Source organism: uncultured Bradyrhizobium sp. (assembly GCF_964252615.1).
Taxonomy (GTDB): domain Bacteria; phylum Pseudomonadota; class Alphaproteobacteria; order Rhizobiales; family Xanthobacteraceae; genus Bradyrhizobium.
Genome location: NZ_CAXUNQ010000006.1, coordinates 98,167 through 121,981, shown reverse-complemented (window position 1 = coordinate 121,981; position 23,815 = coordinate 98,167). Strand labels below are relative to the sequence as shown.

General features: G+C 62.4%; 17 protein-coding genes. 15 read left to right on the top strand and 2 right to left on the bottom strand.

The window, feature by feature from the left end:
* Window positions 1–166: 166 nt before the first annotated feature.
* The 10 genes from ACFE72_RS05955 to ACFE72_RS05910 all read left to right on the top strand — a co-directional run bounded on the left by ACFE72_RS05955 (window position 167) and on the right by ACFE72_RS05910 (window position 13,967).
* A complete protein-coding gene (locus tag ACFE72_RS05955) occupies window positions 167–1,939 on the top strand; it encodes a trypsin-like serine peptidase (RefSeq protein WP_375412142.1) in 1,773 nt (590 codons plus the stop codon).
* Window positions 1,936–5,079, top strand: a complete 3,144-nt coding sequence (locus tag ACFE72_RS05950; protein ID WP_375412141.1) for an AAA family ATPase — start codon at window positions 1,936–1,938, stop codon at window positions 5,077–5,079. The genes ACFE72_RS05955 and ACFE72_RS05950 overlap by 4 nt, the downstream gene beginning before the upstream one ends.
* Window positions 5,080–5,090: 11 nt before the next feature.
* Complete coding sequence (locus tag ACFE72_RS05945) at window positions 5,091–7,052, top strand: DNA/RNA non-specific endonuclease (protein WP_375412140.1); 1,962 nt, start codon at window positions 5,091–5,093, stop codon at window positions 7,050–7,052.
* Window positions 7,053–7,379: 327 nt separating this feature from the next.
* The gene (locus tag ACFE72_RS05940) at window positions 7,380–8,627 is read left to right on the top strand and encodes an ABC transporter substrate-binding protein (protein ID WP_375412139.1); all 1,248 of its coding nucleotides are present in this window, start codon (window positions 7,380–7,382) and stop codon (window positions 8,625–8,627) included.
* A 55-nt stretch (window positions 8,628–8,682) separates the two neighbouring features.
* Window positions 8,683–9,549, top strand: coding sequence for a branched-chain amino acid ABC transporter permease (locus tag ACFE72_RS05935; RefSeq protein WP_375412138.1), 867 nt, complete (start codon window positions 8,683–8,685; stop codon window positions 9,547–9,549).
* Entirely contained in the window at window positions 9,546–10,466 is a 921-nt protein-coding gene (locus ACFE72_RS05930) for a branched-chain amino acid ABC transporter permease (RefSeq protein ID WP_375412137.1), read from the top strand. The genes ACFE72_RS05935 and ACFE72_RS05930 overlap by 4 nt, the downstream gene beginning before the upstream one ends.
* 2 nt (window positions 10,467–10,468) lie before the next feature.
* Entirely contained in the window at window positions 10,469–11,221 is a 753-nt protein-coding gene (locus ACFE72_RS05925) for an ABC transporter ATP-binding protein (RefSeq protein WP_375412136.1), read from the top strand.
* Window positions 11,211–11,936 (top strand): ABC transporter ATP-binding protein, encoded by a 726-nt coding sequence (locus ACFE72_RS05920; RefSeq protein ID WP_375412135.1) that lies wholly within the window; start codon window positions 11,211–11,213, stop codon window positions 11,934–11,936. The genes ACFE72_RS05925 and ACFE72_RS05920 overlap by 11 nt, the downstream gene beginning before the upstream one ends.
* 28 nt (window positions 11,937–11,964) lie before the next feature.
* Complete coding sequence (locus ACFE72_RS05915) at window positions 11,965–12,864, top strand: NAD(P)-dependent oxidoreductase (protein ID WP_375412134.1); 900 nt, start codon at window positions 11,965–11,967, stop codon at window positions 12,862–12,864.
* Window positions 12,864–13,967: an amidohydrolase family protein gene (locus tag ACFE72_RS05910; RefSeq protein ID WP_375412133.1), complete on the top strand. Its 1,104-nt coding sequence runs from the start codon at window positions 12,864–12,866 to the stop codon at window positions 13,965–13,967. The genes ACFE72_RS05915 and ACFE72_RS05910 overlap by 1 nt, the downstream gene beginning before the upstream one ends.
* 41 nt (window positions 13,968–14,008) lie before the next feature.
* Here ACFE72_RS05910 and maiA read toward each other — a convergent pair whose 3' ends face one another.
* The gene (gene maiA / locus ACFE72_RS05905) at window positions 14,009–14,668 is read right to left on the bottom strand and encodes a maleylacetoacetate isomerase (protein ID WP_375412132.1); all 660 of its coding nucleotides are present in this window, start codon (window positions 14,666–14,668) and stop codon (window positions 14,009–14,011) included.
* 304 nt (window positions 14,669–14,972) lie between these two features.
* On the opposite strand from maiA, the gene ACFE72_RS05900 reads away from it, so the two are divergent.
* The 5 genes from ACFE72_RS05900 (at window position 14,973) to ACFE72_RS05880 (ending at window position 22,318) form a co-directional block, all read left to right on the top strand.
* A complete protein-coding gene (locus ACFE72_RS05900) occupies window positions 14,973–17,102 on the top strand; it encodes an acetate--CoA ligase family protein (RefSeq protein ID WP_375412204.1) in 2,130 nt (709 codons plus the stop codon).
* A gap of 132 nt (window positions 17,103–17,234) precedes the next feature.
* Complete coding sequence (locus ACFE72_RS05895; RefSeq protein ID WP_375412131.1) at window positions 17,235–18,851, top strand: ABC transporter substrate-binding protein; 1,617 nt, start codon at window positions 17,235–17,237, stop codon at window positions 18,849–18,851.
* A gap of 24 nt (window positions 18,852–18,875) precedes the next feature.
* On the top strand, window positions 18,876–19,853 hold the full coding sequence (locus tag ACFE72_RS05890; RefSeq protein ID WP_375412130.1) for an ABC transporter permease: 978 nt from the start codon (window positions 18,876–18,878) through the stop codon (window positions 19,851–19,853).
* 3 nt (window positions 19,854–19,856) lie between these two features.
* Entirely contained in the window at window positions 19,857–20,687 is an 831-nt protein-coding gene (locus ACFE72_RS05885) for an ABC transporter permease (RefSeq protein WP_375412129.1), read from the top strand.
* Window positions 20,684–22,318 carry an ABC transporter ATP-binding protein gene (locus ACFE72_RS05880; protein WP_375412128.1) on the top strand — a complete coding sequence of 545 codons (1,635 nt, stop codon included), beginning with the start codon at window positions 20,684–20,686 and terminating at the stop codon, window positions 22,316–22,318. Before ACFE72_RS05885 ends, ACFE72_RS05880 begins: the two co-directional genes overlap by 4 nt.
* A gap of 89 nt (window positions 22,319–22,407) precedes the next feature.
* Here ACFE72_RS05880 and ACFE72_RS05875 read toward each other — a convergent pair whose 3' ends face one another.
* Window positions 22,408–23,736 (bottom strand): NAD(P)/FAD-dependent oxidoreductase, encoded by a 1,329-nt coding sequence (locus ACFE72_RS05875; RefSeq protein ID WP_375412127.1) that lies wholly within the window; start codon window positions 23,734–23,736, stop codon window positions 22,408–22,410.
* Window positions 23,737–23,815: the final 79 nt, after the last annotated feature.

The window sequence follows — 23,815 nt, the reverse complement described above, 5'->3', positions numbered from 1 at the left end:
ACCCTCTCTGGTATTTGAAACCTTACCGATATTGCCACACGCTATTTGCTTGCGCATCATTGTCTAATTCAGCCGGAACGCGTCCGACCCAGGCGAGCACGTTAGCGAGCAATGCCACGTTGCCGCATTTATCGGACAAATCGTATTTAAGAAGGAGCGCCGAGAGGTGGTCGACAAGGCTGATATCGTCGACGCAATCAAAAACTCGCCCGGAGAGGCCGCCGCGGCCTTGCTCGCCATTCAAGCCGGGTCGGCGGCGCCGGTCAGCATGGACGCGATCAAAGCCGCGGCCGACGCGCTGCACCAGCCGGTGGAAACCATTGCCGCCGATGAAATCGAGCGGCTCAATCTGAACGAGGCATTCGCGCTCGCCTTGAAGGCGCGCGGCGTCATGATCGACATCGAGAATGTCGAGCTCAAGGACACCCAGTTTCCTCCGGATTTGCTGAGAAAATTTCTATCGCGCGGCGAGGCGTTCCGCTGTCGCATCGCGGTCGATCGAAACGTGACCGGGTCAGGGTGTCTGATCGGACCGAGCCTCGTTCTCACCGCATGGCATGTGATCGCCACGGCTCCGCCGGGCCAGACCGATCCTGCCGATCATCTGATCGAAGTCCTGCTGTCGGATAGTACCAGGCGGCGTGCGGCGGCTAAACCCTATTATGTTTCGACATCCACGGGTGCGGAGTTTCTGGGCGATCTCCCGACCAAGGATGACGATTTCAAGGGCTTCAACGATGTCGCGCTGATCAAACTGGAACGGCCCGACGGCTCGCGGCTCGGCTTTGCCTCGTTACCGAGCCCTAGTCCGGATATCAAATCGCGATCGTCGATCATGCTGCTGCATTTTCCCCAAGGCGCCGACCTTGGATTCGGATTCGGCAAGATTTCAAAAGCTTTTCCCAAGGTGACGGCGAGGTGGGCACATGACGTTGATGCGGATGCCGGCTCCTCAGGGGGGCCTTGCTTCAACACCCGTTTTGCACTGGTCGGCCTGCATCAGGGCAAGTTTGTCGCAAAGCGGCGGCTGGTACCGGTCAAGCTGTTCGCCGATGACATTCGCCAACTGGTCGAGCGCGACGTCGCGCCGCCGCTATTGTGGTCGCTCGACGGCACCATCCAGGGCCCGCTGGTGGTCGGGCGCGACCTATTTTTCGAAGCCGTGGCTGCGGCGACGCGTCCCGCCAGCCGGGTTCGCGGCGTTCGCGTCAAACGGCGGGACGTGACGCAGGGCAGCACCGGGCTAGCTTTCTCGCTTGAGATGTTGATGCAGGTGCTGGCGCGCAATCCCGGCGCGCACCGCACGATCCGCATCAACTTCGAACCGCCCTATATCGACTTGATCGACGATATCCGCCAACGCGCGCGGGCGGCGGGCCTTGATATTCCACCCGTCGAGGCCGGTGCCGGGGCGCGCGTGGGCGAAACCACGCTGGAAGCGGCGATCAATGACCGCTCACGGAATTTAGCTGTGCAGCTCAACGCCGCGTCCGACAGCAGCGGACAGTTATTGTGGTTCCTGTTCGACAATCCGCCGGTCGGACTGAACGACGCCGAGCGATACACGTTTGAAGGATTTATCGGCGCCGCTTTGAAGCAGCCTCGGCTGCGGCTGGCGCTTGCGGGCTATGAAACCATCTCCACGCCCGGCGAAGAGTTCGTCAACGCCGGCATGGCGGACACCGACGGCGCGCCGGGGGTGGTGGTGGAGTATTTCGGGTTGTTCAGTCGCGGTGACGTCGAGCAACTGCTCAAGCGCGCCTGTCAGGATCTCGGCCTGACGGTGGACCCGGCGGTGATCACTGACCGCGCCAGCCAAATTCTGCTGGGATTGAATTCGATCAACGGCCAATATTCGGCCGCCGACCTGCAGACAGTCGGCGGACGCGCCACCCAGCAGTTGGCCTCCCTGCAGCAAGTAGCTGGAGCGCAACCATGACAGACGCCCCCGACCTTGCCTCCGCGGTGGAACGGGCGCGGTGGTTTGCGGCGCTGTCGGGACCGTTCGATCCGCAAGACGCGCTCAAGGCAAGCGTGGCCGAAAGCGGCCAGGCCGCCGCCGCGATTGCGGTCGCCGCGCGGCTGGCAACGGCTTGCGACACCCACGCCGGACCGACGGGGTCGCAATGGCTGATGCGTGGCAGCGAACGCCGTTGGGACATTGACGGCCTGCAAAAAAGCGGCCGGCTTCCCGACGCCGTGACATGGCGGAGCGAGCAAACGCCTTTTGACGATACGGCAAGAGACGTCGTCGCAGCGTTGCGCGGAGCAGATGCGTTCAGCCCGGCGGCGCTGGAGGCGAAGCTCGCCGCCGGATCGACCGACTTGCCGGATCAGCATCGCGCCGAATTGCAACAACTGGCCTACGCCCTCGAATGGGCCGGACCGGCCGCACCCGGCTACGCGCAACTCGAACGGCTTCGCGCGCTGCTGAACCGGCTCGACGACAAGCTGCGAACCGAGACCATTCTTGCGCACGGCGTTGACGGCCGCGAGGACCAGCGTAAAGTGCTGACCGACTGGATCGCCAATGCTGCGGGAACGGCCCCGGTAAAGGCGCTTTTCGTTACCGGGCTGCCGGGGATCGGTAAGTCGGCGCTGCTGGAGATCGCGATCCGCGAAGCCGCATCCGGCGCGCATGCACCGCTGGTCGTGCGCCTCGATTTCGACCGGCCGGTGCTTGATGTGTTGGACCAGGTCGGCCTTACGCTGGAGGCGGCGCGGCAGATCGCGGCTCAGCTTCCCGATCTTGCAAGCGACATGCGCGACATGCGGCTGAAGGCGTCGGGCGCCCGCGACGAAGAGCTCAAGGGCCGCGGCCGGGACATGGTCCCTTCGAATCTCGCCTCCGCGCTTGGACGGATCGTGACGTCGTCTGGCCGGGTTGTAGTAATGGTGCTGGATACCTGCGAGGTGCTGCGCGGTCGCGGCGAGACGCATCCTCAGCGGCTGTTCGAGTGGCTCGATCAACTGTTCGCGTTCGGTCTCGCGCCGATGGCGGTGATTGCCGCCGGACGCGGCGACGCCTTGGACACTGTCGCCGCGCGAATCGGACAGCGGCTTGACCTTGGTGGCCTTACGCCGGCCGCCGTTGACCAGATTCTGGACCAGAAGGGTGTTCCGGAAACCGCACGCGCCGATATTCATAGCTTCGCCAAGGGCAATCCGCTGCTTTTGCAACTCGCAAGCACCGCGGTCACGCAACCCGGCGCAACGGCACTGGGAAAAAAACGATCGAAACACCGCTCGGACGGGTTGGCAGCCGCGCACCTCTATCGCTTCCTGCTATCGCGGATTGCAGATCCCGATTTGCGCAGGATCGCCGACCCCGGGCTTCTGGTGCGGCGTCTCAATTTCGAGGTGATCCGCGATGTAATGGCGCCTGAGCTTGGCCTAAAACGGATCGGCGATGCGCACGCCAGGCACTTGATGGCAGAACTTGAGCTGCAGAACTGGCTGGTCGAGCGCGATCCGATGGCGGAAGGCTGGCTGCGGCAACGGCCCGCCATGCGGGCGCAACTGGTGCCGCTGTTCTATGCGAGCAAGCCGGCGAAGTGCGCGAAGATCGATCGCGCTGCCGCTGCCTGGTTCGAGAATCGGTCCGAACCTCCGCTGGCGATTGAAGCATTGTACCACCGCCTGCAATTGATGCGGCGGGGCGGAACAGCGCCCCGCATCGATCGTGATCTAGCGATACAATTCGACGAAGCGACGCTGTCCGAACTTCCCAACCAGGCACGAGACCGCGTACTGCAAACGCGCGGGCAACGTTCTGCCGTCGGCCGCGGTGTCAAGGGCCGACCAGGTCCGGCGGGACCGGTCGATCCCCGCGCGGTAAAGGATCTGCAGTCCGTCACCGAGCGCGGCGACTGGATGGAAGCCGCCGACTTGTACGCGCGGGCGATCGCGCCGGCGAAACTGGAGCCGGCATCCGAAGTGGCCCATGCCGCCCGCACGTTTCTTTGGCGCGTTGGCCGCTGGACCGAAGCCGTCAACAGTCTGCGCCAACTCGACGCCATCAAATCCGGCGACGGCGACCTGTTCGATCTGCGGTCGGACGATGCTTTGGTGCGTCTCGAAATGCGTGCCGAATTCGGCTTCGCGGATCTCGTGCGTCGCTTCTCGGCCGACAGCCAGTTGCGCAATCGCGCGCAGCAGGTCGCCAGTCAGGGATCGAAAACTGACATGAGCACCGGCGCGCTGGGCTTTGCGCTGAGCGTGGCGAACATCCCGATCGAGAGTTCATCGCGTCGCACCGATCCGGTTCGCGCCACCCGCGAATTGTGGTCGGGTCTTTCCGGCTTTGAGCTCGAGAACGCCCTCTCCGTTGCTCAAGAGCGCATGATGAACGCGGCGCTGCTGGCCGAGCCGATCGAGCCGCCCGGCTTCATGACCGACCCGGATGCGTTCAGGACAACGACGGCGGCCCGGCAATTGGCGGTGCATTCGCCCTATGCGAGTCCGCTTAAGCTGTTGGCGCAATTTGACGCCAGCCATGAACTCGCGCCGCATGCCCGAGCGACGCTGGCGGGACTGACCCGCGCCACGGGATGGTGGAATGGCGCCAATCGCGGCGGCGAACTTCCGTTCAGCGACGAATCGCCGGCATCGATCCAGATGCTCGCCGACCTCGGGCTGGCCGCGGAGTGGGCCGCAGCCGCCGCTTTCTCACTGCGTAGCGGCGATCTGGCCCTGGTCGCCAAGCGTTCGGAAGGCTGGCGGCGGGTAACGGCGGGGCGTTGGGATTACGGTCGTTCACCCCCCAACTGGAGCGGCGCCACCTATGCCGACGAGCTCGACGCCTCGGTTTGGGCGCGGGTGCTGGAATTGGCCGCCGCCGAAGACCCGGTCGCGTCGAGCCGGGCGTTCCTCGTGGCGTGGACAGGGCAGAAAGACCAATTGCCCGACAAGCTCCGCGCCCGGCTGACAACACTCGCTGCGCGCGCCAAAGCAGCGACAGCACGCCGCAGAGGCGTTGAGCGCGCGCTTGCGGCTGCGCGCGCGCTGACGCGCTACGGGGCGCCGGCGGCGTTCGTTCCGGCACTCGCTACCCTTGCTGCCCTGAAACAAGATCCATGAGGAAGAACATCATGCAAGAAGACAGCATCAATCGTCTCGAAGCCATCCGTGCTACCAAGCCGGGCATGCTGAAGGCCGCCAGTAAGGCCGTGGCCGAAGGCCGGGTCGATCCGCAGCGCTTTGGTTTGTCCAAGCAACAGCTCGCCGATGCGATTACAGCGCCGCCGAACAAGCTGGAATCGATGGCCGTGAACTCGATGGCCCTGGAGGCCATCGTCAAGCTCACAGGCAGGCCACCCCTGCTGGTGGAGAACAATGCCGTGGTGCTTGAACCGCTGGAGGACTTTCCCGTCGGCACCGACGTCATGATCAAGGCCGTTGAGCCGTTCGTGCCCTCAATCGGGCGCGTCGAATTCATCAATTACAACATGCCATGGGGCGGCACGGCCTGGGTGGTCGACAAGAAAGCTGACGGACATATCGTACTGACCAACCGCCACGTCGCCAAACTCGTGGCAAAGCGCAGCGCGGACGGCAAGGCCGTATACATGCGTTCGCCGGTCACCGGCGTAAAATATGGCGCGCAGGTCGACTTCAACGAGGAAGTCGGCGCCAAGCCGACCGACGCTCGCGTCGCACAAGCTTTCGAGATCGTCTATCTCGCCGACGATGTCGGCGCCGACATGTCGCTGCTGAAGATCAAAAAGGTCGCCGATGGCGTGTGGTCGATGCCCGACCCGGTCCCGCTCGCGGTCAAGGAGGCGGTGGATCAGGAACTGGTGGCGCTGGTCGGCTATCCGGCCTACGATTCGCGCAATGACGCCAACGTCATGGATCGCTATTTTCGCGACCTTTATGACGTCAAGCGGTTCGCTCCCGGTCGCGTCATGAAAACCACTGTGGACAGCGTGCTGAGCCATGATTGCACGTCGCTGGGCGGCAATTCCGGCTCCTCGCTGATAAGCCTTGAGCAGAAGGCCGCGGTCGGCCTGCATTTCGCCGGCTCCTACGGCATCTCGAACAGCGCCGTGGGAGTTACAACAATCAAGCAGCTCCTCAAAGGCTCGCTGGTGCCGGTCGGGGGCATGGAAAGCCCGGCGGCCACCGAAGCCGCCGCAGATGGTCTTCACAACCCCGGCGATTTCGCCGATCGTCAAGGTTTCGATCCGGATTTTCTAGGGCCCGATCTCGCCGCGCCGTGGCCAACGCTGCCCGCTTCGATCGAAGCCGATCTGGCCAAGCCGTCCGACGCCACCGCGGCTCGCCCGAACGAACTGCGCTACACCCATTTCGGGGTGAAGTTCTCCAATACGTTCAAGCTGCCGGTCCTGACCGCCGTAAACATCGACGGCGAGAAGTCGGTGCGTATCAAGCGCGTCGGCGACAAGTGGTTTTTCGACGGCCGCATCGACAAGACATTCCAGCACGGGCAGAAGGCCTACAAGAACGAGAGCATCGATCGCGGTCACATGGTGCGTCGCGAAGACCCGAACTGGGGCGATGAGGCTGCCCAGGCGGACAGCGATACGTTCCATTACACCAACGCGGCGCCGCAGCATTCGCTGCTGAACCAGGGCAAGCAGTTGTGGCAGGGGCTGGAGAATTACATCCTCGACAGCGCGCGTACGCACGGATTCAAGGCCTGCGTATTCACCGCTCCGGTGTATACCGACGACGATCCGGTGCTCGAGGAGGAGAATGTCCGCGTGCCGCTGGAGTTCTGGAAGGTGGTGGTGATGGAGGACAGCGACCGCAACAAACTGCACGCCACCGCCTATCTTCTCAGCCAGGGACAGCTGATCCGCAAATTGCTGGAAGATCGCAATCGTTCCGAGGCGGTCGAGGGCTTTGTGCTCGGACCCTACCGCACCTTCCAGATCGCGATTGCAGATCTGGAAGCGGCAACCGGCTATGGATTTGGCGGGCTCAAGGACGCCGATCCGCTAAAGAAAACCGAAGCGGGCCGTGAAGCCATCAATGCCGGCATCCCGGTCGTGGTTCCTATCGAAGAGAGCGCGGATCTCGTGCTGTAACCCAATCTCCGGCTGGGCGCTGGCGCGACATCCCCGCCGCCCCGGTGCTGCCGGAGATCATGCAGGGGGCCGCCTTCTACCGCACTGCATCAAGCTCCTGGTGACTCGCGTTGCCCGCACTCGATCCCATGCGGGCAGATTAATCTCCTCCCGCCGCATAGTTATCACTTGATCATTTATTATTTCCGATAAATATGCCTGCCTGAACATTTTACGCGCCGGCACATCGCGTACATAAGGCGGCGGCCGTTATCGTTCCGACCAACCGGCACTCCATCAAGAAACAACAAGCCACTATAATCAAGCACACGACCCGGGGAGGATCGAATGACGATATCGCGACGGCAATTTGTCGGCAGCGTTGCCGGCGCAGGCGTCGCCGCTTTAGCGGCGCCCAATCCCGTCTTGGCTCAGAACAGCGGACCGATCCGCGTCGGTTTACTGGCGGCCAAGACCGGACCGCTGGCCTCCGGCGGCATCGACATGGAACTGGCGCTCACGATGTTTCTGAAAGAGCGCGACAACGCGCTGGCGGGGCGCAAGATCGAGCTGATCGTCGCCGACACCGCCGGGGTCCCGACTACCGCGCGCACCAAGGCGCAGGAGTTGATCGAGAAGAATAACGTGCATTGCCTGGTCGGCCCGCTCGCAGCCTTCGAGGCGCTCGCCATCGCGGACTATCTTACCGAGAAAGAAATGCCGACGATTGGCGTTGCGGCGGCGGAGGACATGACACAGCGGCATCCGAGTCCATGGTTCGTTCGCCCCACCTCGACGTCGGCGCAAAGCGCCTACCCGCTCGCCGACTATGCCGCCAAAGAGCTGAAGTACAAGAAGATCGTCACTATCGCCGACGATTTTGCCTACGGCCATGAAATGTGCGCCGGCTTTCAGCGCGCTTTCGAAGACAATGGCGGAAAGATCATCCAGAAGATTTTTACGCCGCTGGCCACGCCGGACTATGGCAGCTACGTCGCGCAGGTAAAGGGTGCCGACGCCATCTTCCTCGGCACCGCTGGCTCCAACGGATTCCGCTTTCTGCGCCAGTTCATCGAATACGGCCTGAAGGAAAAGATGGCGGTGATCGGCGGCATGACCGCGCTCGACGAATCCGTACTTCGCAACATGGGCGACGAGGCGTTGGGGATCCTGACCACTAGCTGGTATTCCGCAGAGCTAGACAACCCGCTCAACAAGGCGTTCGCACCTGCCTTCCGCAAGCAGTTCAAATACGACCCGGGCTTTTACGCCGCCGGCACCTATGTCGCAGGCGCGGTGCTGGAAGCGGCGCTGAAGGCGACCGGCGGCAAGGTGGAAGACAAGAAGGTTTTCATGACGGCGATCCGCGGCAGCAACGCCGACACCGTGCGCGGCCTGGTAAAATTTGACGAATTCGGCAATGCAATCGGCAACGTCTATATCCGCAAGGTGACGCGCAGCGACGGACGGCTGGTCAATTCCGTCATCAAGACCTATCCCGACGTCAGCCAGTTCTGGACCTATGACAAGGCTGAATTCCTGAAAAACCCGGTCTACTCGCGCGATTATCCGCCGGCAAAAAACCTCGAGCAATAACTGTCTGCGACGGGGCGACGATCGCGCAAAACGTATCCGGACAGATCGGCAGTCGATGCAATTTTGGATCATCCAAGGTCTCAACAGCCTGTCGCTCGGCGGACTGTTGTTCCTGCTGTCGTCGGGATTTTCCCTGATTTTCGGGCTGATGCGGCTTGCTAACCTCACGCATGGCGCTTTCTTCATGCTCGGCACTTATTTTGGCGCTGTCGCATTGCGCTCCTTCGCCGGTCTCAATCTCTGGGTTACCGCGATCGGCGCCGGAATTATCGTCGCCGCGCTCGGCGGGGTTTTCGAGCGGCTGGTGCTGACGCGGCTGAAGAGCAATCCACTCGGCCAGGTGCTGGTGACACTCGGCATGGCGTTCATCATTTCCGACGCGTGCCTTGCGCTGTGGGGCGGCGATTCGATTCCGGTGCCGACGCCGCAGAACCTGCGGGCGCCGACCCGGCTGTTCGGCTTCGTGTTTCCGACTTACCGGCTGGTGCTGGTAGGAATAGCCGTCGCCGCGGCGATCGCGCTGTATTTTTTGATCGAGCGAACCCGGTTAGGGGCGATGATCCGTGCCGGCGTCGACGACAGGCAGATGGCGCGTGCGGTGGGTATCCCGGTCGCCAACCTGTTCACCACGGTGTTTTGTCTCGGCGCCGGCATTGCGGGTGCCGCCGGCGTGCTTGGCGGACCGATCCTGTCAGCCTATCCCGGGCTCGATGCCGACATGCTGCCGCTGGCGCTGATCGTCGTCATATTGGGCGGCATCGGCAGCCTGCTCGGCGCGTTCATTGGCAGTTTTATCATCGGCTTCATCTATACATTCGGCAGCGCGCTGTTTCCCGAACTGGCGTACATCATCCTGTTCCTGCCGATGATCTTCGTCATTGCATTCCGGCCGCAAGGCCTGTTCGGGCGTGTCGGCGCATGACCAGAATCGTGCTTGCCGCCTTGACCGTGATGCTGCCGTTCGTCACCGGCGATTTTTATGTCAATCTCGCCAGCCAGGCATTGATCGCGGCGATCTTTGCGCTCAGCCTCAATTTGCTGGTCGGCTACGGCGGCATGACGTCGCTCGGACACGCATCGTTCCTCGGCGTGGCGGCCTACATCTGCGCGCTGATGACAACCCGCTACGGCCTGGGGCACGGTCCGGCTGCCGTCGTGTCGATCGGGGGAACCACCGTGATGGCAGGCTTGTTCGGTTTGGTCGCGCTGCGCGCCACCGGTCTCGGTTTTCTCATGATCACGCTGGCGTTGTCGCAGGTGCTGTGGGGCCTTGCCTACCGCATGTCGAACGTGACCAACGGCGACAATGGCATCGCCGGCCTGACCCGTCCAATGCCGCTCGGCATCCCGCTCGAGAGCGCGGCATCGTTTTACTGGTTCGCGCTTGTGATTGCGAGCGCCGCCTTCGTGATGATGACGATCTTCGTCTCATCCTCGTTCGGATCGTCATTGAAGGGCGTGCGCGACCAGCCGCGCCGGATGGCCGCGCTCGGGTTCAATCCCTGGATGATAAGGTGGATCACCTTTATCTATGCCGGCTTCTGGGGCGGCGTGTCGGGATTGCTCTATGTCTATTATCATAAATACATCCACCCTACTTCACTCTCGATCACCAGCTCGGCCGAAGCGTTGCTGGGCGTCATTGCCGGCGGCTCGGGAACGCTCGGCGGTCCTGTGGTCGGCGCGACGCTGGTGCTGCTGCTGAAGAACTACGCTTCCGCCTATGTCGAACGCTGGAACATGCTGCTGGGCCTGGTTTTCCTGTTCATCGTTCTGCTGATGCCGACCGGGATTATTCCCGGCCTGACCAAGCTTGCGGCGAGACTGCGCGGAGGATAGCGATGACCCCTTCGACCGGCTATGCGCTCGAGATCGTCAACCTGAAAAAAGCATTTGGCGGTCTTCCGGTGACGCAGGACGTGACGCTTTCGATACGGCCAGGCGAACGGCGCCTGATCATCGGCCCAAATGGCGCCGGCAAGACGACATTATTCAACCAGATCACCGGAGACATGAGGCCGAATTCCGGGCAGATTCGGCTGTTCGGCACCGATGTCACGCAATTTACGCCCTACAAGCGCGCGCACTTCGGACTGTCGCGAACCTATCAGATCATCACTCTGTTCGCCCAGGACACGCTTGAACACAATGTCACGCTTGGTCTACTTGGTTTGAGGCCGTCGCGCTGGCAGATGTGGCGGCCATTGTCTTACTACGGCGACCTTACAAGCGAGGCAAGGCGCACCCTCGACAGCGTCGGATTGTTGCACCTGGCGGCGCATCCGGTATCCGATATCGCCTATGGCGAAAAGCGCCGTGTGGAGCTGGCGATGGCGCTGGCGCAAAAGCCGCGGGTATTGCTGCTGGACGAGCCGCTGGCAGGCCTATCGAATACCGAACGTTTCGCCATTAAGTCACTGATCGCGGCGATCCCGCGGGAAACCGCCGTGATCATGATCGAGCACGACATGGATACGGCGCTTGATCTCGCCGAAACGGTCACGCTGCTGAACTACGGCCGTGTCATCGTCGATGGTGAGCGTGACAAGGTAATTGCGGACAAACGAACACGCGAGGTGTACCTTGGCACCTGACGCGCTCAGCCTGATCAATCTCCACACGTTTTACGGCGACAGCCACGTCCTGCACGGCGTCAGTTTTTCATTGCACCCGGGCGGCGTGCTGGCCCTGCTTGGACGCAACGGCGCGGGAAAGACCACCTGCATCTCGACCATCATCGGCTTTCTGAAGCCGCAGGAGGGCGAGATCAAGCTGTTTGGCGAACAGATCGGAGGCTTGAGTCCTGAACGAATCTCGCATCTCGGCATCGGTCTGGTGCCGCAGGGGCGGCGGATATTTCCCTCGCTGACCGTCAAGGAAAATCTCATGGTGGCCCGGCAGCGCGAGAACGCTACCGGCAAGCCATGGAGCATCAATCGGATTTACGACATGTTTCCGCGGCTGTGCGAACGCCACGCGCAACTCGCAGGCACGCTGTCAGGCGGCGAACAGCAGATGCTGGCCATCGGCCGCGCGCTGATGGGCAATCCACGAGTGCTTCTGCTCGACGAGCCGTCGGAAGGGCTGGCGCCTCTGATCGTCGCGGAAGTCAGCCGCACCATCCAGCGTTTGAAGGAAGAGGGACAATCCATCGTCCTGGTCGAACAAAACCGCCAGCTCGCACTCGACGTTGCGGATCAGGCGGTCATACTCAATACCGGACGCTGTGTGTTCGCAGGCAGTGCAGCCGAGGTTGTGAACAACGAAACCCTTGTCGCGCAAAATCTTGGCCTCTTCCACGCTCACTAGTCCAATCTTTCAGTTAAGGTCAAAGCACATGAAAATCGGCGTATGCGGAACCGGACGAATGGGCTCATCGATCGCGCAGCGGTTGATGGCTGTCGGACACGAGGTAAACGTCTGGAATCGCGATGCGGCTAAAACCAAACCGCTGACCGGGGCCGGCGCGAAGCTGTTCGCATCTCCGGCTGAACTCCTGGATGGCTGCGATGCCGTCGTCGTGATGCTGCTGAACGACGCGGCGACCGAGGCGGTGTATCGCGGACCCAATGGCATATTGAAGGGCAAGCTCGCAGGCAAACTTTTGATCGACATGAGCACGGTTCGTCCCGACACCATGAGTTCGATCGGGACGGCGGCGGCGGTTCAGGGCGCTGCCTTCGTCGAGTGCCCGGTCGGCGGCAGTACGGCGCCGGCGAAAGAGGGGAAACTGTTCGGTCTTGCCGGCGGCGCCAAGGCAGACGTAGCCCGGGCAATGCCGATTCTCGAACAATTATGCCGCCGCATCGAGCACGTCGGAGAACTCGGTTCAGGTGCGACGATGAAACTCGCAATCAATCTGCCGCTGCTGGTTTACTGGCAGGCGCTTGGTGAAGCCTTGACCATCTGCGGGCCGCTCAATCTTCCCGCCGACCGGCTGATCGACATACTGTCCGACACTGCCGGCACGCCAACCGCCATGAAAGGACGCGGCGCCGACATCGCAAGAGTACTGGGCGGACAACCACTAGGCGAAACCGCCTTTGCGGTCAGCGCTGCAAAAAAAGATCTCGCCACCGCAATCGCGTTCGGCCAATCGATCCATACCGAGCTTCCGGTCACCGCGAGCGCCCTGGCGTGCTTCGAGGCGGCCGAAGCGGCGGGCCTCGGCGACGCCGATGCGACCGCGGTACCGGTGCATTGGACCAGACGAAACAAAAACAGAGGGACCATCTGATGATCATCTCGACCGACGGACAACATCCTATGCTGGAGCGCAAGAACCGCTACGGCCGCACCGCCGCGCGCAACCACGACGCCGACGGCCGCGCGCGGCGCCCTTCGTCGCCGACGATCGACATCCACGCCCATATCGTGGTCCCGCAGGCTGCCAAGCTGGCGCAGCCGCATGTCGACATCAGCCGGATTCCGCTGGCGCATTTTTCCGATGCCGCCAGCAAGGAAATCAACGCCACGCAGGAAAAAGACGTCAGCGAGGTGATGACAACTATCGATCGCCGCCTGCGCGATCTCGACAACATGGGCATCGACATCCAGGTCGTCGCGCCGGCGCCTGGTCAGTGCTACTATTCGATCGATGCAAAGATCGCCGAACAGGCGCATCGCCTCGGCAATGAAGGCGTCGCGGAATACTGTGCGCGCCGTCCCGATCGTTTTGTCGGGCTGGGCGTCGTCACCTTGCAGCAGCCGGAAATCGCCGTCCGCGAGCTCGACACCATCATGGGCGATCTGAAACTGAAGGGCGTCGAGATCCTGACCAATGTCGATGGCCAGGAGCTGTCCGATCCGAAATTCCAACCGTTTTTTGCAAAGGCCGAACAGCTCGGCGCCTTCATCATGATGCATCCGAACGGGTTCACCCATGGGGAACGCCTGACCCATTTTTATTTCAACAACGTTCTCGGCAATCCGCTCGACACCACGCTTGCGCTGCACAACCTGATCTTTTCCGGAACGCTGGCGCGCTTCCCCGAGCTGAAGTTGATGGCGGTGCATGGCGGCGGCTATCTGCCCGGGTATTCCGGCCGCATCGACCACGCCTGGGGCGCGCGGAGGGACTGTCATGGCGAGCTGCCGTTGCCGCCAACCACTTATCTGCGGCAGGTCTATCTCGATACCGTGGTGTTCACCTATCACCAGCTCGCCTATCTGATCGACGTGTTCGGCCCCGACCGCATCTTGATGGGGACCGACTATCCGTTCGACATGGCCGAATACAATCCGATCGGGCATATCGCCGGCGTGCACGGGATGGACGAGGCAACGCTGGCGCAGATCGCGGGCGGCAATGCGGCACGGGTGCTCGGGCTGGACGTCTAGAGCCTTTACCTCTCCCCGCAAGCGGGGCGAAGTTAGGAAACTCAATGCGCCGCTTTTGCTGCCTTGTACCCGGGCTGCTCGAACGGATGCGAACTCGCGAACGCCGGGAGCCTGAAGCAATGCTCGGCCAACCGCGCCACCGCTGGAAAGTCCCTCAATTCGAGTTTGACGTATTGCGCCGTCACCACCTGCCCGGCGATGCAAATGTCGGCCAGGCCCGGTTCCGGCCCCAGCGCGAACGGTGCCGCCGGGCGTTGCGCGAGCAGCCGCTCGTAGGTTGCAAGCCCTTCAGTGGTCCAGTGCCTGCCCCAATCCTCGATCGCATGTGCATCGGCGCCGAACGTTGCGGCAAGGTGATTGCGGACTCGCGGCGTCACCAGCGGATGCGCGTCGGCCACCGTCACCAGGGCCAGCGACTTTGCGTAGGCCCTCTCCTTCGCATCCTGCGGGATCAGCCGCGGCTCAGACTGCAGTGTTTCGAGATATTCGATGATGGCCAGCGACTGAAAGATCGTATGGCCGTCATGAACGAACGTCGGCACCACGCGTTCGGCGCTTACGGCCGCGTATTCCGGCCTGAATTGCTCTCCGGACAGAATATCGACCGGAATTTCCTCGAATGGCAGGCCCTTGAGCCGTAGCGCGACCCGCACGCGAAACGAGGCAATCGATCGCCAGAAACCGTAGATCCGGATCCCCATGGGAACAGCCCTTTGTTGAATAAAGCAGCGCCGCGCGAATCTATCACGCCCGCCCAAGCGGCGAAGCCCCGGAACAAAAATTTGGCCGCCGAACAGCGGGCCCCCGCTCGCGTGAGTTGCCACCTTGCGCGATTCTCAATAACAACAACGCAAAGCCGCGCCGGAATCATCGGGCGTTCTGTCACGCGGAATTAAGAACGATGAGGTTGCATCCATGGAAGATCTGGATAACGCCGTGTCCCATCCGGCCGGCAAATGGGCGCCTTCGCCGGACGCCAGCGACATCATCAAAAACATTCATGCGATGCTTCATCCGCGCAATATTGTGCTGGTCGGAGCAACCGACAAACCGGGCAACTACGCCGAGCGCATCTGGAATAATCTGATCAAGTACCGCTACGGAGGCAAGCTTTATCCGGTCAACGCCAAGCGCGAGACGATCTGGGGCACTGCCTGCTACAAGGATTTCGCTGACCTGCCGGACAAGCCCGATCATGTTCTGGTGCTGGTGCCCGCGCGTTTTACGGTCCAAGTGATCCGCGACGCGGCCGCCGCCGGTGCACGCTCCGCCACCATCGTCACCTCGGGCTTCAGCGAATTGCAGGACGAGGAAAGCCAGAGACTTGCCGCCGAGCTGCAACGGGCTATTCGCGAAACCGGCATGGCGGTGACCGGCCCGAATTGCCTCGGCAATCTAAGCGCCGGCGAAAAACTGTTTACTAACATCGACGACCGGATCGTCACGATGGAAGCAGGTCCCGTCGCGGTCGCCGGCCAATCCGGCGCGATCGTGATGGCGATCCGGCAGGCCCTGGAAGATCGCGGCGTCGGCGTCGGCTACATGGTCACGACAGGCAACGAGGCCGGCCTTGAAACGCCGGATTTGATGGCCTATTTCGCCGCGGATCCCGGTATCCGTGTCATCGTGGTCTATCTTGAAGGCGTGCGTAATACCAAGATCTTCCGCGACGCCTGCAAGGCCGCGCGCGCCGCGGGCAAGCCCGTGATCGCGTTGAAACTCGGCTCGTCCGAGGGCGGACGCGCCGCTGCGATGGCGCATACCGGGGCGCTGGCGGGCTCGATCGAAACATTCGATGCCGTCTCGACCCGGGAAGGCGTGATCCGGGTACGCGGCCTCGACGAATTGATCGAGACCACCGAATGCTTCGTCCACGCCGATGTTCCCAAAGGTGCCCGCCTCGCCGGGGTCAGCCTGTCCGGCGGCAAGCGCGGCCTGATGATCGACGCATTCGCGTCGGCCGGCCTGAATTTCAAACCATTGAGCCGACATGCGAGCAATGAACTGGCGAAGATGCTGGGGCCCGGCAGCACCGTCGGCAATCCACTCGACGCCGGATTCGCGGCGGTGGTGGATCCTTCGGTCTACATGAAGTCGATCGGGATCATGATCGATGATCCGGATACCGACATTGTCATCATCGACTCCGAACTGCCCAAGGCGCCACACGAACTGCGCGAGAAAAATCTGCGCATCGTCAACGAGATGGCTGGCAACGCCGGCAAGCCGGTGATCTATATCAGCACGATGTCGATCGGCTTCACCGAATTCACCAAGACCTTGCGCAAGTCGCTGCCGCATATCGCCGTGATGCAGGGGTTGGACCGCGCGGTGGGCGCGATCAAGGCTTTGACCGAGTATGCGACGCTGCGTAAGAACGTGCCGGACGTAGTATCGAGTTCGACCGCCGCCGCGCGCGCAGCTTTGGAGCGGACGCTGAAGAACGCGAGCGGCGCAGCGCTGGATGAGGTCGCATCAAAGAAGCTGCTCAGGGCCTACGGCATTCCGGTATCAAAGGAAGGCATCGCGCGCGATGCCGCCGATGCCGTGACAATCGCGGAAAAGATAGGTTTTCCGGTTGTCGCCAAGGTGGTCAGCGCCGACATCCTGCATAAGTCCGACATCGGCGGCGTGGTGCTGGACCTCAACAGCGCCGCCGACGTGAGAAAAGCATTCAGCGCCATCGTCGCGCGGGTGAAAAGATTGAAGAACAAGCCGAAGCTCGAAGGCATCCTGATCGCGCAGCAGGTCAAGGCCGACCTTGAACTTGTGGTGGGCGCGTCGCTCGACGCCGAGATGGGACCGGTAGTGCTGTTCGGGACCGGCGGCGTCGATGTCGAACTCATGCGGGACATCGCTTTGGCCGGCGCGCCGCTCGACGCGGCCGAAGCCAGGGAATTGATCGGCCGCACCAAGGCCGGCGTCAAGCTGAAGGGTTATCGCAGCAAGCCCGCGCTGCACGAGGTTTCGGTCGTGAAAGCGCTGGTCGGCCTGTCCAATCTGATGGCCGACGCCGGTACCCGCATCGCTTCAATCGATGTCAATCCGTTTCTGATCAATACCAGGACCGGCGTCGCCGTCGACGGGCTGATCGTTCTCAACAACGCCGCCGCCCACAGCGCCGCCGGTCATTGAGGGTGCAGATCGGAATGATTTTTCCGGGTCAAGAGGTGATTAGAAAATGACACTGTCCGCCATTGTGTCGTAGCATCCGAAAATGCCTGCCGAGCGTCCCAAGGACGCCGGCGTATGTGATCGGGAGCACCAATGGACATGACGCGTTTGGAAATCAACCGCCGTACCGCGCTGCTGACGTCGGCCGCAATCGCCGTCAACGTGCTCGATCCGCTGCGGGCGTTCGCGCAGGAAATACCGCGCAAAGGCGGCGTGTTCAATGTCCATTATGGCGCAGAGCAGCGCCAGCTTAATCCCAGCATCCAGGCCTCGACCGGAGTCTACATCATCGGCGGAAAGATTCAGGAAAACCTGATCGACCTCGACGCCGGCGGGCAGCCGGTCGGCGTACTTGCTGAAAGCTGGGAAGCTTCACCCGACGGCAAGACCGTCACCTTCAAGCTGCGCAAAGGCGTCACATGGCACGACGGCAAGCCCTTCACGTCGGCAGACGTCGAATTCACCGCCATGCAGATGTGGAAGAAGATCCTCAACTACGGGTCGACGCTGCAGCTGTTTCTTGACGCGGTGAAAACGCCCGATGCACAGACGGCGGTGTTCCGTTACGAGCGGCCGATGCCGCTCAACCTGCTGCTGCGCGCATTGCCGGACCTCGGTTACATCTCGGCCAAGCACCTGTATGAATCCGGCGATATCAGGCAGAACCCGACCAACCTCTCTCCGGTCGGCACCGGCCCGTTCAAATTCGTCAAATACGAGCGCGGACAATATGTCATCGCCGACCGCAATCCCGACTACTGGCGGCCGAACGCACCCTATCTCGACCGCATCGTCTGGCGCGTGATCACCGATCGCGCCGCGGCTGCCGCGCAGATGGAAGCCGGCGATCTGCATTACAGCCCGTTCTCGGGGCTGACGATCTCCGACATGGCGCGGCTCGGCAAGGACAAACGCTTCATCGTCTCGACCAAGGGCAACGAAGGCAACGCCCGCACCAACACTATCGAGTTCAATTTCCGCCGCAAGGAGCTGTCCGATATCCGGGTTCGCCGCGCCATTGCGCATGCCATCAACGTGCCGTTCTTCATCGACAATTTTCTTGGCGATTTTGCCAAGCTCGGGACAGGCCCGATCCCGTCCACCTCGACAGATTTCTTTCCGGGTCCGAACACGCCGCAATATCCTTACGACAAGGCAAAGGCGATCGCACTGCTCGATGAGGCCGGCTTCAAGGCGGGCGCGGGCGGCAACCGCTTCGCGTTGCGCTTGTTGCCGGCCCCCTGGGGCGAGGATATCTCGCTGTGGGCGACCTTCATTCAGCAATCGTTGTCGGAAGTCGGCATCCAGGTCGAGAACATCCGTAACGACGGTGGCGGGTTTCTCAAGCAGGTCTATGACGATCACGCCTTCGATCTCGCCACCGGCTGGCATCAGTATCGCAACGATCCGGCGGTTTCGACCACGGTATGGTATCGTTCGGGGCAGCCCAAAGGCGCGCCCTGGACCAATCAGTGGGGATGGCAAGATCCTGCGATCGATAAGGTGATCGACGATGCGGCAACCGAAATCGATCCGGTCAAGCGCAAGGCGCTTTACGCCGATTTCGTCAAGGACGCCAACACCGACTTGCCGGTCTGGATGCCGATCGAGCAGATATTCGTGACTGTGATCAATGCCAAGGCGCGCAATCACTCCAATACACCGCGCTGGGGATCGACCAGCTGGCACGATCTTTGGCTGGCCGCCTGAGGCGATCTCCGACAAGATGACCCGATGCGCATCTTGAGCCTTGCAGGGCGGCGGCTCGCCGCCTCGATTCCGACGTTGATCCTGATCCTGATCGGCGTGTTTCTGCTGTTGCAGTTCGCGCCGGGCGATACGGTCGACGCCATGATGGCGCAGATGGGGGGCGGCGACGCCGCCACCGCGCGGGAGCTGCGCCGGTTTTACGGCCTCGATCTGTCGATTCCCGTGCAACTCGGCAATTATCTGTGGCGGCTCATCCGTCTTGATCTCGGATTTTCCTCGATCTACGGCAAGCCTGTGGCGACCGTCATTCTAGAGCGGCTGCCGCCGACCATTCTGCTGATGACAGCGTCGTTGTCGTTCGCATTCTTCTTCGGTCTCGTGCTCGGCGTCATTGCCGCCCGCGGTGTCAACAAATGGCCGGATACGCTGATCTCGACGGTGGGGTTGGTGTTCTACGCAACGCCATCGTTCTGGTTCGGGCTGATGGCGATCGTCGTGTTCTCCATCTATCTGCAATGGTTGCCGGCCGGCGGTTTTGAGGACATCGGTCAGGTCCAGTTCGGAATCCGGCGCACCTTCGATATCGCGCGCCACTTGATCCTGCCGACCCTGACGCTCGGGCTGATCTTCCTCGCCATCTATTTGCGCATCATGCGCGCATCGATGCTCGAGGTGCTTAATCTCGATTTTGTCCGGACCGCGCGCGCCAAGGGGCTTGACGAAACCCGCGTGGTGATCCGCCACGTGCTGCGCAACGCGCTGCTGCCGATGGTGACCCTGATCGGACTTCAGGCCGGCACCATGCTGGGCGGTTCGGTCGTGGTGGAAAGCGTATTCTCGCTGCCCGGCCTCGGGCGGCTCGCCTATGAGTCTGTGGTGCAGCGCGACCTTAACACGCTGCTTGGCATCGTCTTCGTCTCGGCGCTGCTTGTCATTGTCGTCAATTTCTTCGTCGACATCATCTATGCGCGGCTGGATCCGCGCATCACCGCCGAGGCGTGAGACATGGGCGCCGCGAAACGCTATTTTCGCAGTCCAGCCGCCGTCATCGGCTTGCTGTTGCTGTTCGTCGTGATCGCCATAGCGATCAGCGCCGGCTGGTTCTATCCGCGCGATCCCCTGGCGCTCGCCGGTCGGCCGTTGATCTGGCCATTCTCGAATCCGCGCTTCCTGCTGGGCACCGATAATTCCGGCCGCGATATCGCCGCGCAGATCTTCCACGGCGCGCGCATTTCACTGTTGATCGGCGGCGTCGCGACCGTTATCGCCATTGCCATCGGAATCCTGATTGGCGCCTTTGCGGGCTATTATGGCGGCTGGGTCGACAACGTGCTGATGCGCATTACCGAAGCGTTTCAGACATTGCCGAACTTCGTTCTGCTGCTGGTGCTGGTCGCGGTGTTCGGCTCGACGCTGGCGACCGTCACCGTCGCGGTCGGGGTGGTGTCATGGCCGGCGCCGGCGCGGCTGACGCGGGCGGAATTCCTGTCGCTGCGGAACCGGGAGTTCGTGCAGGCGGGAAGAACGCTGGGCATGAAGGACGTGCGGTTGATCCTCGGCGAAATCCTTCCCAACGCGCTGCCGCCGGTGATCGTCTACGCCAGCGTGGTGATGGCGGTCGCGATCCTGCTCGAAAGCGCGCTGGCGTTCCTGCGGCTGTCCGATCCGAACGTCGCCTCCTGGGGCAACCTGATCGGCTTGGGACGCGACGTGCTGCGGGTGCAGTGGTATGTCTCCGCCATTCCCGGAATCGCCATCCTGATCACGGTGCTGGCCGTCTCGCTGGTGGGACAGGGACTGAACGACGCGCTCAATCCGAGGCTGAAGGGGCGATGAGCGAACCAGGCGCCATCCTGACGCTCGACCGGCTCAGCGTGCGATTGCCGGCCGGCGCGGACCGGTCTCATGCCCTGTCCGACGTTTCGCTCTCGATCGCCGCCGATGAAATCCTCTGCTTGGTCGGCGAGTCCGGTTCCGGCAAGTCGGTCCTGGCCAATGCGGTCATGCGGCTGTTGCCGGGCGAGGTTGCAATCGATGGCGGCCGGGTAATGTTCGAAGGCCGTGATCTGGCGGCGACGACCGTGGCGGAGATGCGGAACGTGCGCGGCGCCGGCATCGCCATGATATTCCAGGAGCCGATGACTGCGCTCAATCCGCTGCGTACCATCGGCGACCAGATCGGCGAGATGTTTTCGATCCACACCGATCTATCCGGTGCGGCGATCCGCGCCAGAGTGCTGGCGCTGCTGGCCGACGTGCGCATTCCCGATCCGAAGGTTGCCGCCCGCGCCTATCCGCACGAACTCTCCGGCGGTCAGCGCCAGCGCGCCATGATTGCGATGGCGCTGGCGCTGGATCCTCGCGTTTTGATCGCGGATGAACCGACGACCGCGCTCGACGTCACCACGCAGGCGCAAATCCTGGCGCTGATCCGCGACCTGCAGAAACGCAAGAAGACCGCGGTCCTGTTCATCACCCACGATTTCGGCGTGGTCGCGGAGATTGCCGACCGTGTCGCGGTGATGCAACATGGATTGGTGGTGGAACAGGGCGACGCATGGTCGATCCTGAACGCCCCGCAGCATTCCTACACCCAACAATTGATCGCGGCCGTGCCGCCGCTCACCGCGCCGCCGCCGCGCAAGCTTTCCGACGAGATCATCCTGAACATTGACAACGTCTCGAAGACCTATCGCAGCGGCGGATTTCTCGGACGAGGTGTGCGCGTCACGGCGGCGGTCAAGAGCGTATCGCTGAAACTGCCGCGCGGCGCGACGCTCGGCATCGTCGGCGAATCCGGTTCGGGAAAATCCACGCTCGCCCGCTGCATCGTCCGGTTGATCGACCCCGATACGGGGTCGATCGTGCTCGAAGGCAAGGACTGGGCAAAGATGACCCGGGAGAACGTTCGCCGTGAAACCCGCCATATCCAGATGGTGTTTCAGGATCCGTTCGCGTCGCTCAATCCGCGCCGCAAGGCGGCCGAACTGGTCGCCCAGGGTCCGATCGTGCACGGCACGCCCAGAGCGAAGGCGATGTCAGACGCAAAAGAGTTGTTTGCGCTGGTCGGGCTCGATCCGTCGGCCAGCGATCGCTTTCCGCATGAATTCTCCGGCGGCCAGCGACAGCGCATCGGCCTCGCCCGCGCCCTCGCGCTGCGGCCCGACGTGCTGGTCGCCGACGAAGCCGTTTCCGCCCTGGACGTGTCTGTACAGGCGCAGGTGCTGAAGCTGCTCGCCGAATTGCGTCGGCGCCTCGGTCTTTCCATTGTCTTCATCACCCACGATCTCAGGGTAGCGGCGCAGATCTGCGATCTGGTTGCGGTGATGAAAGACGGGGTGGTGGTGGAGCAGGGACTCGCCGGCGATGTCTTCGGCCGTCCGCAACATCCCTATACGCAAGCGCTGCTGGACTCGATCCCCGGCGGGGGTTTCGCGAACAAGCGCGGGACAGCACCGCTGATGTAGCTGTCATTGCGAGGAGCGCAGCGACGAAGCAATCAGTTGTTGCTTGTAGTCTCTGGATTGCTTCGCTTCGTTCGCAATGACGGACGGACTTACGCGATTTCTCTGGCGTCGCGCCGGCGGTAGATCATCAGCATCAACGGCGCCAGATGGCGCAGCAGTCCGTGTGCTGCGATCGGCGCCGGCTCGGTGAACGGCAGCGCCAACTCGCTTTCCGGATGACCGCGCACGGCCTTTGACAATTCATCTCCAAGCGCGATCGCGAGCGCGACCGCGCGACCGTTGCAGCCGGTCCAGCCGTAGGCTTCGGGGCCGAGGCGATGAATGCGCGGCAGGAAGTCCGTGGTCATTCCGACGTAGCCATTCCAGACGTGGTCGAAACTGACGTCTCCGATCTGCGGCCATAACCGCTGCAGGCGTTCGGCGACCCTGGCCTTGATCCGCTCCCGCTTGTTGCCCGGACCGATCACGGCTCCCCCGGTGACGAGGCGATTTCGCGCGTCGTAGCGGGGGAAATAAAGCTCGCCATGCGTGTCCGACATCGCCTGCCGGGCGGGAATGATGGTTTTCCTAATGTTTTCGGACAACGGCTGCGTCGCCATTTGCCAAGACAGCACCGGCATAACCTCGCGGGCGATGTCAGGCGCCAGCGAGTTCGAAAATTCGCCGGTATAGGCGTTGGTGGCCACGATCAAGGCCCGGCCGCCGATCTGTCCCTGCGCCGTCTTGACCACCCATCGGCCATTGTGGCGGGCGAAGCTGATGGCGGGCGAGCGCGCGTAAATGCGGCCGCCGCGTTCCAGTACGGCGCGGGCAAGCCCGCGAGACAGTGCCAGCGGATTGATATGGCCGCCGGTGCTGTTCCAGAACCCGCCGAACCATGCATCCGACCCCAGCATCCGGCGGGTCTGCTCGCGCGACAATAATTCGACCGGCGCGCCGAATTTCGACCATTGCCGAACCCGGCGTTCGGCGATCTTGATCCGCCCTGGCGAATGCACCGGCTGCACCCATCCCGACTGCTCCTGCTCGGCCTGGATGTGATAGCGCCGCGCGATGTCGAACAGCACCGATGCGCTGTCGCGCAGCAGCGCGACGAACCGCTCGCCGGCAGCACCGTGTTTGGCGACGATGTCGTCCGGATCGCATCGCGACAATGTGGGGATGACCTGGCCGTTATTGCTTCCCGATGCGCCCCATCCCGGCTCCATCGCTTCGACGATGGCGACATCCACCCCCGCTTCGCGCAGGTGGAGAGCACTCGAGAGGCCGGTAAAGCCGGCGCCGATCACGACGACATCGGCTTCGACATCGCCGGAGAGCTCCGGAAGATCGGGCCCCGGGGGCGTTACCGCAGCCCACAGCGAATCCGGCCAAGGGACGTTCCAAGGGACATTCCAAAGCCCGTTTGCTGAATCCATCGTTGGAATTCCCGGATTGCCGGCTGACTTGCAGGCGCTGGATCGATCTGGTTAGCTTCATACGCCAGTTCATGCCGGA